General features: G+C 70.4%; 10 protein-coding genes and 1 pseudogene. 7 read left to right on the top strand and 4 right to left on the bottom strand.

Annotated features, from left to right (window positions below; all coding sequences use genetic code 11):
- Nucleotides 1–213, top strand: a pseudogene (locus ACZ7OH_RS37620) (hypothetical protein); the annotation flags it as partial.
- 1 nt (nucleotide 214) lies between these two features.
- Nucleotides 215–430 (top strand): DUF397 domain-containing protein, encoded by a 216-nt coding sequence (locus ACZ7OH_RS37615; RefSeq protein WP_470285216.1) that lies wholly within the window; start codon nucleotides 215–217, stop codon nucleotides 428–430.
- A 24-nt stretch (nucleotides 431–454) separates the two neighbouring features.
- Here the strand turns inward: ACZ7OH_RS37615 and ACZ7OH_RS37610 are convergent, their stop codons facing one another.
- The 3 genes from ACZ7OH_RS37610 to ACZ7OH_RS37600 form a co-directional block, all read right to left on the bottom strand.
- Nucleotides 455–1,804, bottom strand: coding sequence for a DUF4153 domain-containing protein (locus tag ACZ7OH_RS37610; RefSeq protein WP_470285215.1), 1,350 nt, complete (start codon nucleotides 1,802–1,804; stop codon nucleotides 455–457).
- Nucleotides 1,805–2,387: 583 nt separating this feature from the next.
- Nucleotides 2,388–3,368, bottom strand: a complete 981-nt coding sequence (locus tag ACZ7OH_RS37605) for a HAMP domain-containing sensor histidine kinase (RefSeq protein ID WP_470285214.1) — start codon at nucleotides 3,366–3,368, stop codon at nucleotides 2,388–2,390.
- Nucleotides 3,365–4,039 (bottom strand): response regulator transcription factor, encoded by a 675-nt coding sequence (locus ACZ7OH_RS37600; RefSeq protein WP_470285224.1) that lies wholly within the window; start codon nucleotides 4,037–4,039, stop codon nucleotides 3,365–3,367. Before ACZ7OH_RS37600 ends, ACZ7OH_RS37605 begins: the two co-directional genes overlap by 4 nt.
- 241 nt (nucleotides 4,040–4,280) lie before the next feature.
- Here ACZ7OH_RS37600 and ACZ7OH_RS37595 point away from each other — a divergent pair, with 241 nt between their 5' ends.
- The 5 genes from ACZ7OH_RS37595 (at nucleotide 4,281) to ACZ7OH_RS37575 (ending at nucleotide 10,546) form a co-directional block, all read left to right on the top strand.
- The gene (locus ACZ7OH_RS37595; protein ID WP_470285213.1) at nucleotides 4,281–5,846 is read left to right on the top strand and encodes an NCS1 family nucleobase:cation symporter-1; all 1,566 of its coding nucleotides are present in this window, start codon (nucleotides 4,281–4,283) and stop codon (nucleotides 5,844–5,846) included.
- 10 nt (nucleotides 5,847–5,856) lie between these two features.
- Nucleotides 5,857–6,639: a nitrilase-related carbon-nitrogen hydrolase gene (locus ACZ7OH_RS37590; RefSeq protein WP_286003867.1), complete on the top strand. Its 783-nt coding sequence runs from the start codon at nucleotides 5,857–5,859 to the stop codon at nucleotides 6,637–6,639.
- A complete protein-coding gene (gene hydA / locus ACZ7OH_RS37585; protein ID WP_470285212.1) occupies nucleotides 6,639–8,021 on the top strand; it encodes a dihydropyrimidinase in 1,383 nt (460 codons plus the stop codon). Before ACZ7OH_RS37590 ends, hydA begins: the two co-directional genes overlap by 1 nt.
- Before the next feature lie 9 nt (nucleotides 8,022–8,030).
- Nucleotides 8,031–9,029, top strand: coding sequence for a TIGR03842 family LLM class F420-dependent oxidoreductase (locus ACZ7OH_RS37580; RefSeq protein ID WP_470285211.1), 999 nt, complete (start codon nucleotides 8,031–8,033; stop codon nucleotides 9,027–9,029).
- A gap of 71 nt (nucleotides 9,030–9,100) precedes the next feature.
- Nucleotides 9,101–10,546 carry an alpha/beta hydrolase gene (locus ACZ7OH_RS37575; protein WP_470285210.1) on the top strand — a complete coding sequence of 482 codons (1,446 nt, stop codon included), beginning with the start codon at nucleotides 9,101–9,103 and terminating at the stop codon, nucleotides 10,544–10,546.
- On the opposite strand, the gene ACZ7OH_RS37570 is transcribed toward ACZ7OH_RS37575, so the two are convergent.
- Nucleotides 10,477–11,739 carry a styrene monooxygenase/indole monooxygenase family protein gene (locus tag ACZ7OH_RS37570; RefSeq protein WP_470285209.1) on the bottom strand — a complete coding sequence of 421 codons (1,263 nt, stop codon included), beginning with the start codon at nucleotides 11,737–11,739 and terminating at the stop codon, nucleotides 10,477–10,479. The genes ACZ7OH_RS37575 and ACZ7OH_RS37570 overlap by 70 nt on opposite strands.
- Between the last annotated feature and the right edge of the window lie 87 nt (nucleotides 11,740–11,826).

The raw sequence follows: 11,826 nt of genomic DNA, 5'->3' as shown, positions 1-11,826 counted from the left end.
GCTACGAACGCAAACCCACCCACTACCTCGCCTTCCTTACCCTCGCCGCCGCCATCACCTGCTACAAGAAACTCGCCAAATGAGACAAGCCCTTACGACGCGCACGATGTGGCTGGTTATCGCACAGCCATTGAAACCCTGACTTCCCTGGCGCTGAGCGAACAGCACTCCGACCAGCTCATCCAAGGGGTGATCACCGAGCTGGAGGCCTGAAGTGAACTGGCGGAAATCTTCCTTCAGCGGCGAGCAGGAGGCTTGCGTGGAAGTGCGCCTCGCCGGCCTGTCGCAGATCCGCGACAGCAAGGATCCCGCCGGCGGCACACTCTCCGTCACCACCCGATCGTGGGAGGCCTTCGTGGCCAGGGTTGGCGCGCGGAAGCCGCCGGGGCGCCCCCACGACGGCCCGGTGGCTTCCGCGCATTGCTTTTAACTACGCACCGCGCGCTCCGGTGGTTCAGCAGGTGCCGAGCGTCACCTCGCGGGCGCTCGCGCGGCTCAGGTTCCACGCCGGCCAGCCGTCCGGGGTGTCGCCCGCGAGGACCTGGCGCAGGACGCACGTCCGCAGCGGCTCCGGCAGCCGGGCCGACACCACCGGGACCACGTCCGTCGAGAAGCCGGCTAGGTAGCCGTGGTCCAGGGGTTTGCCGGCGGCCGCGCGGTCGAGGTTGGCGTCGGCGATCAGCCGTTCGGGGTCGAGAACAGCGAGGACCAACAGTGCAGCGGCGGCGGTGCCGATCGCCGCGCGGGGCAGCCACGTCGAGCGGAGCTTCACCAGCGACGCGCACACCAGGACGAACACCGCGCCGAACCACAGTTCGCAGACCTCGACGAGCAGCCGCAGGACGGTGAACCCGTACGCCTCCTGGTACGTCCACATGCGACTCAACGCCGACCCGACGAGCACCAGGCTGAGCCCGCTCAGCGCCCCGAGCAGGACGCGCTGCCGGAGCCGGTCGGCCTTGGCGACGTTCGGCGCCCACCGCAGCGCCGCGGCGACGATGCCCAGCGTCAGCACGGTGACGGTGCACAGCTGCCAGAAGCCGCCGCGCGCGTACTCGGCGGACGTCAGGTTGCTCGTGCGCAGGACGTACTCGGTGCCCCCGAACAGCACGACCAGCCGGACGGCGACGAAAACACTGAACAGCACGACGAGAACGGTGAGCGGGACCGTCCATTCCAGACCGTATCGAGTCCGGTGTGGACTTTCTTCGGTCGCGCGATGCGGTGGCGCGGCGAGAAAGTAGCAGGCCCCGGCGACGAGCAACGCGGCGACGGCGAAGACGCAGCACCACCGCACGAGAACGTCGACGCTGAGGTCGGGAACGACAGCGCTGACCACGGCGGCGAAGGCGGCATCGGCACTGGCCAGCAGCGGCACGAAAACCGCGACGAGCGCAGCCGCGGCGAGCACAGCAAGGGCGATCCGCCGGGCAACGCCGTCGCGGCGGGCGGCGAACCGTCCCACCCCGCGACCGGCCCACGGAACCGCACGCAACGCTTCGAGCGGGACGGCGAGCATGTCGTACAAGACCGAGTTGACGGTCCGCTTCCCCACGACGGCCAGCGATCCCGCGACGACGGCGCCGAGCACGCAGAGGACGAACAGCCACCCGGACGCCCGCACGGTCCCCATCCCGAGCAGGGCGAGGGTGAGCAAGGCCCACCCGGCGTTGGCCCAGGTGAAGGACCCGGCACCGGGCGACGACCGCCGATCGGCGAAGAAGACGGCCGCGGTCATGGCCAGCCCGGCGAGCAACCACCCGACCCCGGGCCGGTCGACGGGCAGCACGAGGGCAGCGCCCACCCCGGCGAGGCCGGCGGCCGGAAGAACGGCCGGCGGCAGCGGAACAACGGCCGACTTCGGCGGCGGCAGCTGCCGGAGGAGGACGGGAGGAGCGGCAACAGCAACCCCGCCACCCGCCGCGACTGCGGGCGCGGCAACCCCGGCGGTGGGCGAGCCATCGGCAGGCCAGCCACCTGACGCGACGCCGTGCGCGGCAACTCCCCTGGCCGGCGAGCCATCGGCAACCCCGCCACCCGACCGGACTCCGGGCGCGGCGACTCCAGCGGCCCGCGAGCCATCGGCAGCCCGGCCACCTGACGCAACTCCGGGCGCGGCAACTCCCCCGGCCCGCGAGCCATCGGCAGCCCGGCCACCCCCGCGATCGCCTCCCGCCGGCCGCTTGCCCCGCGGTACGCCCCTATCCGCGCCCGGCTGACCGATCTTGCTCTTCGGCATCGTCCCCACCTATCGTTCGCATTCGCAAATGATCGCAGCCGACGCGGTGACCCATCAGGACCGTGCCGGTCTTCGCCCCGGCCGCCACATCCCCACCGTGAAGCTCATGAACGACTCGTTCACGTCATCGCGCCGAGCCCGGCCCGGCCTACCCCGTCGGAAGCGTCACCCGGATCCGGCTCCCGGCCCCCACGGCCTCGATCGTCCCGCCGTGCAGCTCGACCGCCCACCGGGCGATCGCCAACCCCAGCCCGGTCCCCCCGCCGGTCAAGCGCTCCCCCCGCGTGAACCGCTCGAACACCCGCACCCGGTCCGCCGGCGCGATGCCCGGCCCCTCGTCGCACACGTCGATGCGCACTTCGGCCGGCCGGACCTCCGCCAGCACCTCGACCGAGCCACCCGCCGGGCCGTGCCGCGCCGCGTTCTCCAGCAGGTTCGCCACCACCTGGAACAGCCGGCCCCGGTCCGCCGTCACCACAGCGTCCGGCGGCGAGACCGACACCGAAAACCTCACCCCGCGCACCAAAGCCGCCTCGGAGACCGCCTCCGAAAGCAACGACGAAAGCGGGAACGACGTCTTGTGCAGCGGGATCGCGCCCGCGTCGAGCCGCGAAAGGTCCAGGAGCTCGTCCACCAGGGTCGCCAGGCGCTCGGTCTGCTGCAGCGCCGTCTTCAACGTGGCGGGATCCGGATCTTCGACCCCGTCGACCAGGTTCTCCAGCACCCCGCTCAACGCCGTGATCGGCGTCCGCAGCTCGTGGGACACGTTCGCGATCAGCTCGCGCCGCTGCCGGTCCGCGTCCCCGAGGTCGCCCGCCATCTGGTTGAACGCGGACGCCAGCGAGCCCACCTCGTCCCGCGTGGTCGCGCGGATCCGGCGCGTGTAGTCGCCCTTCGCCATCGCGCGCGCCGCCGCCGTCATCTCCCGCAACGGCCGGGTCATCCCGTGGGCCAGCACCTGCGACAACACCAGCGCCAGCACCATCGCGGTGATCGTCGTCCTCGGCGGCAGCCAGCCGATCTGCCAGTTGAAGAACGCGAACGCGATCCCGCCGGACGCCACCATCAGGATCGCCAGCTTCAGCTTGATCGACCGGATCCGGTCGAGCGGCCGGGGCACGAGGTTCACGATCCCGCCTCCAACGCGTAGCCGACGCCGTGCACGGTCCGGATGAGGTCCGCGCCGAGCTTCCGCCGCAGCGCCTTGATGTGGCTGTCCACCGCGCGGGTGCCCGCGGACATGCCGTGGACGTCCCAGTCCCACACCTCCGACAGCAGCCGTTCGCGCGGTTGCACCACCCGCGGGCGCCGCGCGAAGTGCACCAGCAGGTCGAACTCGATCGGCGTCAGCTGCGCCGCGACGCCCGCCCGCGCGACGCGCCGCTGGTCGACGTCGATCTCGAGGTCGCCCAGCACGATCCGGGCGCCGGAAGCACCGGCCGACGAGCGCTCCACCCGCCGCAGCAGCGCGTGCACCCGCGCCGTCAGCACCCGCATCGAGAACGGCTTCGTGAGGTAGTCGTCGGCGCCGACGCCCAGCCCGACCAGCATGTCCGTCTCGTCGGCGCGCGCGGTCAGCATGAGCACCGGCACCGGGCGCCGCCCCTGGATCCGGCGGCAGACCTCCAGGCCGTCGAACCCCGGGAGCATCACGTCCAGCACGACCAGGTCGGGCTCGGAAGACGTGTCCGCCTCGACCGCCGCCGGCCCGTCGTGGGCGACGTCCACCGCGAACCCCTCGGCCCGCAACCGGGCCGCGATCGACGCGGCGATCGTGACGTCGTCCTCGACGACCAGCACCCGCCGCCCACCCGGTTCCATGGCCACGACCCTATGCACCCCCGGTGGAGACGGTTCGCGTGAAGTGTGGAGATCTTGTGCAGACGTTTCACCCGCTTTGCCGGTTCGTTGCGCCCAGATGTGTGACGCAGGTCATGCACTCGGGAGCCCGTTCGCGCAATCGACAGACTGCACTCCTGATCAGCGAAGAGTGAACAGACTGCCGTTGCCCCGGCGCTGAGCAGGCGCGCAGGATTCCGCAATGGCGCCGACACCCGCAGACCAGCGCGTGCACGACGACGGCCGGGTCGAGCTCGACCCCGCCGACGTCGGGTCTCTCGAAGGCAGCCGGTTCTTCAACGAAGAGCTGGCCCCCGTCCCCGTCGAAAAACGGACCTGGACCACCTACAACTACTTCGCGCTCTGGATGGGGATGGCGCACAACATCCCCAGCTACGCCCTGGCCGCGTCGCTCATCGCGCTCGGCATGAACTGGGTGCAGGCGCTGATCACGATCACGATCGGCAACCTCGTCGTGCTCGCGCCGATGCTGCTCAACAGCCACGCCGGCACGAAGTACGGCATCCCGTTCCCGGTGTTCGCCCGCGCGTTCTACGGCCTGCGCGGCGCGAACCTGGCCGCGCTGCTGCGCGCGTTCATCGCGTGCGGCTGGTTCGGCATCCAGACGTGGGTCGGCGGCGAGGCCATCTACGTCATCCTCGGGCGCCTGCTCGGCTCGTGGTGGCGCGACTCGTCCGTGGTCGCCGGGCAGCACTGGACGCTCTGGCTGTCCTTCGTGGTCTTCTGGATCGGCCAGATGCTCATCATCTGGCGCGGCATGGAGGCGGTCCGCCGGTTCGAGAACTGGACGGCGCCGTTGGTGTCCGTCGGCTTCCTGATCATGCTCGGGTACGTGCTGGTCAAGGCGGGCGGGCTCGGCCCGATCCTGTCCGACGGCGGCAAGCTCGGCTGGGGCCCGGACTTCTGGAAGGTGTTCGCGCCGTCGCTGATGGCGATGATCGCGTTCTGGTCGACGCTGTCGCTGAACATGCCGGACTTCACGCGGTTCGGCGGCAGCCAGCGCAAGCAGGTCCGCGGCCAGATCCTCGGCCTGCCGACGACGATGACGTTCATCGCGATCGTGGCCATCCTGACGACGTCGGGCGGGCACGTGCTCTACGGCGAGGACATCTGGGACCCGGCGAAGCTGGCCGACAAGTTCACCAGCCCGGCCGTGGTCGTCGTCGCCCTGGTCGCGCTGGTACTCGCGACGATCTCGGCGAACCTCGCGGCCAACGTGGTCAGCCCGTCCTACGACTTCTCGAACGCGTTCCCGAAGAAGATCACGTTCGCGGTCGGCGGCGGGATCACCGGCGTCATCGGCGTCCTCATCCAGCCGTGGCGGCTGTACTCCGACCCGAACATCTACATCTTCGCCTGGCTCGGCTTCTACGGCGGCCTGCTCGGCGCGGTCGCCGGGGTGCTCGTCGCCGGCTACTGGGTCGTCAACCGCACGAAGCTGCGGCTGAAGGACCTCTACACACCCGATGGGGTGTATTGGTTCAGCGGCGGCTGGAACTGGCGCGCGCTGGTCGCCACGCTGGTGGGAGCCCTGTTGGCGGTCGGTGGCGCCTACAGTGCCGCCGACTCCGGCCCGTTCCCCGACGGCGGCCTGATCCCGTTCCTCAAGCCGCTTTACGACTACAACTGGGTGGTCGGCTTCGTCGGCGCGTTCGTCGTCTTCGCCGCCCTGTCCATGTCCACTAACAAGGAGGAAGCAAGTGAGCGTCGTCCGAGCCGGATTGATCCAGCAGCGGTGGACGGGTGACAAGGAGTCCATGATCAAGGCGGCGGTCGACCACATCGCCACCGCCGCCTCGCAGGGCGCCCAGGTCGTCTGCCTCCAGGAACTGTTCTACGGGCCGTACTTCTGCCAGGTGCAGGACACCGACTACTACTCCTACACCGAGGGCATCCCGGACGGCCCGACGACCAAGCTCATGCAGGAGGTGGCCGAGCGCCACGGCGTGGTGCTGGTCGTGCCGATGTACGAGGTCGAGCAGCCCGGCGTGTACTACAACACCGCCGCGGTGATCGACGCCGACGGCACCTACCTCGGCAAGCACCGCAAGAACCACATCCCGCAGGTCAAGGGCTTCTGGGAGAAGTTCTACTTCCGGCCCGGGAACCTGGGCTACCCGGTGTTCGACACCGCCGTGGGCCGCATCGGCGTCTACATCTGCTACGAGCGGCACTTCCCGGAAGGGTGGCGCGCGCTGGGCCTGGCCGGGGCGAAGATCGTGTTCAACCCGTCGGCGACCAGCCGCGGGCTGTCGCAGTACCTGTGGCGGCTCGAGCAGCCGGCGGCCGCGGTGGCGAACGAGTACTTCGTCGGCGCGATCAACCGCGTCGGGAAGGAACCGCTGGGCGACAACGACTTCTACGGCCAGACGTACTTCGCCGACCCGCGCGGCCAGCTGATCGGCGACGCCGCGTCCGACACCGACGACGAGGTCGTCGTGCGCGACCTCGACATGGCGCAGCTCGACGAGGTCCGGGACCTGTGGGCGTTCTACCGCGACCGCCGGCCGGACACCTACGGCCCCCTCACGGAGGCCTGATGACCACGCTCATCCAGGGTGGCCAGGTCGTTTCGCCGTCGGGCGCGCTCCTGGCGGACGTCCTCGTCGACGGCGAAACCATCGCCGCCGTCGGGGCGCCCGGCACGCTGACCGGCGACGAGACGATCGACGCCACCGGCAAGTACGTGCTGCCCGGCGGCATCGACGCGCACACGCACATGGAGATGCCGTTCGGCGGCACGCATTCGGTCGACACGTTCTCGACTGGCACCACCGCGGCGGCGTGGGGTGGCACGACCACGATCATCGACTTCGCCGTGCAGGCCAAGGGCACGTCACTGTTGTCTACTATGGACAAATGGCACGCCAAGGCCGACGGCAACTGCGCGATCGACTACGGCTTCCACATGATCGTCTCCGACGTCAACGACCAGTCGTTGAAGGAGATGGAAGCCTGCGTCGACGGCGGGGTCGGCAGCTTCAAGATGTTCATGGCGTACCCGGGAGTGTTCTACTCCACGGACGGGGAAATCCTGCTGGCGATGCAGAAAGCGCGGGAAATCGGCGCTACGATCATGATGCACGCGGAAAACGGCATCGCGATCGACCAGCTGGCGGCGCAGGCTGTGGCCGCGGGCAACACCGACCCCGTCCAACACGGCCTGACCCGGCCACCGGAACTGGAAGGAGAGGCAACGTCGCGGGCGATCCAGCTCGCGAAGGTCACCGGCTCGCCGTTGTACATCGTGCACCTGTCGGCGTCGCAAGCGCTCGCGGCGGTGGCGGAGGCGCGTAACGACGGCCAGAACGTCTTCGCGGAGACGTGCCCGCAGTACCTGTACCTGTCCATTGAGGACTTGGCGAAGCCGGACTTCGAGGGCGCGAAGTACGTCGCTTCACCACCGCTGCGGGAGAAGTCGCACCAGGCCGACCTGTGGCGCGGGCTGCGGACGAACGACCTGTCCGTGGTGTCCACCGACCACTGCCCCTTCTGCTTCAAGGACCAGAAGGAGCTGGGGCGTGGCGACTTCCGGGCCATCCCGAACGGGATGCCGGGCGTCGAGCACCGGATGGACCTGCTGCACCAGGGCGTCGTCGCCGGTGAGCTGACGCTCGGCCGCTGGGTCGAGACGTGCTCGGCGACGCCGGCGCGGATGTTCGGGCTGTACCCGCGCAAGGGCGTCATCGCGGCGGGTTCGGACGCGGACATCGTGATCTACGACCCCTCGGCCAAGCAGACGCTTTCGGCCGAGACGCACCACATGAACGTCGACTACTCGGCGTACGAAGGGTTCGAGATCACCGGCCGGGTGCACACGGTGCTGTCGCGTGGGCGCGTCGTCGTGTCGCCTTCCGGGTTCTCGGGTTCGACGTCGCACGGCAAGTTCCTGTCCCGCTCGCTGAACCAGTACCTGAATTAGGAGCGGGCCATGGACTTCGGGATCGTGCTGCAGACGGACCCGCCCGCGCGGGACGTCGTGCGGCTGATGAAGGACGCCGAGGACGCCGGGTTCCGCTACGGCTGGACGTTCGACTCCTGCGTGCTGTGGCAGGAGCCGTTCGTCATCTACTCGGCCGTGCTGGCGGCGACGTCGTCCCTCGTCGTGGGGCCGATGGTGACCAGCCCCGGGACGCGCGACTGGTCGGTGATGGCGTCGACGTTCGCGACGCTCAACGACATGTACGGCAACCGGACGGTCTGCGGCATCGGCCGCGGCGACTCCGCGCACCGGGTCGTCGGGAAGCCACCGTCCACTTTGGCCACCGTGCGCGACTGCATACGCGTGGTCAAGGACCTCGCCGAAGGCCGCGCGGTGGAGATGAACGAGAAGACCGTGCAGATCCCGTGGATCCGCAACGGGCGGCTCGAGATGTGGATGGCCGGGTACGGGCCGAAGGCGCTGCAGACGGTCGGCGAGCACGCCGACGGCTTCATCCTGCAGTGCGCGGACCCGGCGATCGCCCGCTGGACGATCGGCGCGGTGCGCGACGCCGCCCGGGCGGCCGGCCGCGACCCGGGCGGCATCACGATCTGCGTCGCCGCACCGGCGTACGTCGGCGACGACCTGCCCCACCAGCGCGAACAGCTGCGCTGGTTCGGCGGGATGGTCGGCAACCACGTCGCCGACCTGGTCGCGCGGTACGGCTCGTCGGGTGCGGTGCCGCGCGAGCTGACGGACTACATCCGCGAGCGCGAGGGGTACGACTACAGCCACCACGGCAAGGCGGGCAACCCGTCGACGGAGTTCGTCCCGGACGAGATCGTCGACCGCTTCTGCCTGCTGGGCCCGGCATCGGCGCACGTGGAGCGGTTGCAGGAGCTGGCGGAGCTGGGCGTGGACCAGTTCTCGCTGTACTTGATGCACGACGACCGCGAGGCGACGCTGGCGTCCTACGGGTCGCAGATCATCCCGAAGCTGACCGCGTAGGGGCCGCCCTACCCCGGTTCCGGGGGTGCGCACCAGCGCGCCCCCGGTCCCGGCGGCGGGACGATCGGGCCATGAACTCTTCGAAACTCCGTGCTGCGCTGGCTCTGGGGGCCGCCGCTCTCACGGTGGGTGCCCTCGCGCCCGCGGCCGCGGCGAGCCCCGCCGGAATAGTCTGGGAAGACTCCTGCGCCGCCGGGTACCAGTGCGGCCACCTCGACGTCCCACTGTCCTATCAGGACCCGGCGGCCGGCACGGTTTCGATCGCCGTCAGCCGGTTGCCCGCCACCGACCAGGCCCACAAGCTGGGGACCATCTTCTACAATCCCGGCGGCCCGGGCTCGTCCGGGCGGTACGCGCCCGCGTTGACGCCGTTCCTGCACGCGCGCTACGACATCGTCGGGTTCGACCCGCGCGGCGTCGGCGCCAGCTCGAAGATCCACTGCTTCACCGATCCGTCTCAACTCGAGGTTCTCCAGCGGGCGCTCGGCACGTTCCCGCTGACCCGCTCGGCGGAGCAACAGCAGATCGCCGATACCCGCACCGTGACAGACCTGTGCGAACAGAACGCAGGTCCGCTGGCGAACCATCTTTCGACCGGCACGATCGCCCGTGACCTCGACCGGCTGCGGGCGGCGTTCGGCGAGCCGAAGCTGCGGTACTACGGGAAGTCGTACGGCACCTACCTCGGCGAGACCTACGCGAACCTGTTCCCCGGCCGGGTCGGCTCGCTCGCGCTCGACGCTGTCGACGACCCGGCGCGCTGGGCGACCGGCCCGGGCCCGATGAGCTACCGGCTGCGCGGCTACGAAGACGGGCCGGGTGCCCTTCAGTCCTTTTTGGACGCCTGCGCGGCGCGCTGCGCCTTCGACTACGACGCGATCCTGGACCGGCTCGAAGCCGGCCCCATCACGGTGACGGACACCGCGGGCAAGCAGGTGACCGTCACCTACCAGAGCGCGATCGCCCGGATCCACACCTACCTCACGGACGCGCAGGCCGCGCCGCGGCTGGCTGCGTTCCTGCAGGCACTGGCGGATCCGGCCGCCCGCACACCGGCGGAGAACGGCGGCCCGCCGGACGTCGACTCCTTGCTCGGCGGCGGCGCGACCCTGTGCTCGGACGCGGCGAACCCGCGCGACCCGGCCGTCTGGTGGGACTACGCCCAGCGCGCCGACCGGGTCGGACGCGGCTTCGGACCCTACGACGTCTACAAGACGCTCCCCTGCGCTACCTGGGACGTCTCGGACCCCGGCCGGTATGCGGGGCCGTGGAACCGGCCGACAGCGCCGATCCTGCTGCTCGCCAACCGCCAGGGTGACCTGGAGACGCCGTACGCCGGGGCCCAGCGGACCGAAAAGCTGCTCGCCAACGCGCACCTGCTGACCCTCGACACGTACGGCCACGGGTCGCGCGGCAAGAGCGCGTGCGTGGACGCGGCGCTCGACCGTTACTTCGCCGCCGGTTCGGTGCCCTCCCGGGGTGCGGTCTGCGCGCCGGACCGAGGGCCCTTCGACTGAAGGTAGGCCATCGCCGCTTCGGGGTCGCCTAGCCAGCCCTCGTAGTCGGCCGGGTTTTCGAAGAGGTGCGCGAACCGGTGCGCCACCTCGGGAACGCGCTGGGCGGCATCCAACGTCGCGAGGACGTGGTCCGGCGGCGGGGCCAGGAGGTCGTTGTTGAACCGCGTGGCGTGGCGGGCGTGCTGCCAGTAGCGGGCGAAGGCGTCGTGCATGAACTCTTCGTCGAACGGGCGGTCACCGCGGTCGACGATGGCCTCCTGGTACGCGCGGGCCGCGCGGGCGGCCATGTTGGCGCCCTGGCCGCCGACCGGGTCGTTGGTCACCGCGGTGTCGCCCATCGCGAGGACCTTCGCCCCGGACGGCAGCGTGCCCACCGGGTGCCGCACGATCGGCGTGATCCGGCCGTGCAGCATCTCGGTGGGCGCCACGGGACGCGCGTTGTCCAGCAACGTCGCCTGCCAGGGGTAGTGCGTTCGCAGCAGCTTCCGGGCGGTCTCGTAGTGCTGGTCGACGTCCGCGACGTCGTCCCAGACGTCCATCGGGCCGCCGGGCAGGCCGAAGAAGCCGATGCCGTGCACGGGACCGTGGACCGAAAGCACGGGCAGCAGGAAGAACTCGCCGGCCGGCGCCATGCCGAAGGTCAGACCAGGCACGGCGTCGAGCGGGCCGGCGACGTAGAGGATGCCGATCGCCCGCTGCGGTTCGCGGTAGGGCGAGCGGTCGTCGTCGCGCGGGAAGAGCGCGTCGAACTGCGGCCCGCGCCCGGCCGCGACGATGAGCAGTTCGAACTCGCGGGCGCATTCGTCGAGGTCGTCCGGGGTGACGCGGCGGACGCGCAGGTCGCCGCCGATTCGCTCGAACTCGGTCATCCAGTCGGCGACCTTGACGCGCTGGTCGACCGACCGGGCCGGCCGGTCGAGGCCGACGCGCCAGGAAATGGCGGGCTCAGCGCCTTCGCCCGCCGCGGCGAAGGCGACTTCGCGGATGGGCGGGGCTTCCCAGAAGTCGATGCCCAGCACGCGTTCGCGTTCGAGGGCGGGGTGGAAGAGGCACTGGTTGGAGACGAGCCGCCCCGCGCGGACGTCTTCCGCGGGGCGTTCGGCAAACACCGTGACGTCGTAACCGCGTTGCCGCAGGCCGATGCCGAGGACGAGTCCCGCCTGCCCCGCTCCGACGATCCCGATCCGCCGCATGGCCGCCTCCCCGGAAACCCTTTGCTGCCAACGTACTCGATTTTCGCGAACCGGCCCTGCCCGATCGGGCGGCCGCTAGGGTGGGCC

It is taken from the genome of Amycolatopsis sp. NPDC114478 (genome assembly GCF_055633805.1).
The sequence above is the reverse complement of the archived record's forward strand: the minus strand, read 5'-3'. Positions and strand labels throughout refer to the sequence as shown.

Coding starts and splice junctions, on each gene's coding strand:
- ACZ7OH_RS37595 (WP_470285213.1), top strand. CDS start 4,281: ATGGCGCCGACACCCGCAGACCAGCGCGTGCACGACGACGGCCGGGTC.
- ACZ7OH_RS37590 (WP_286003867.1), top strand. CDS start 5,857: ATGATCAAGGCGGCGGTCGACCACATCGCCACCGCCGCCTCGCAGGGC.
- hydA (WP_470285212.1), top strand. CDS start 6,639: ATGACCACGCTCATCCAGGGTGGCCAGGTCGTTTCGCCGTCGGGCGCG.
- ACZ7OH_RS37580 (WP_470285211.1), top strand. CDS start 8,031: ATGGACTTCGGGATCGTGCTGCAGACGGACCCGCCCGCGCGGGACGTC.
- ACZ7OH_RS37575 (WP_470285210.1), top strand. CDS start 9,101: ATGAACTCTTCGAAACTCCGTGCTGCGCTGGCTCTGGGGGCCGCCGCT.
- ACZ7OH_RS37570 (WP_470285209.1), bottom strand. CDS start 11,739: ATGCGGCGGATCGGGATCGTCGGAGCGGGGCAGGCGGGACTCGTCCTC.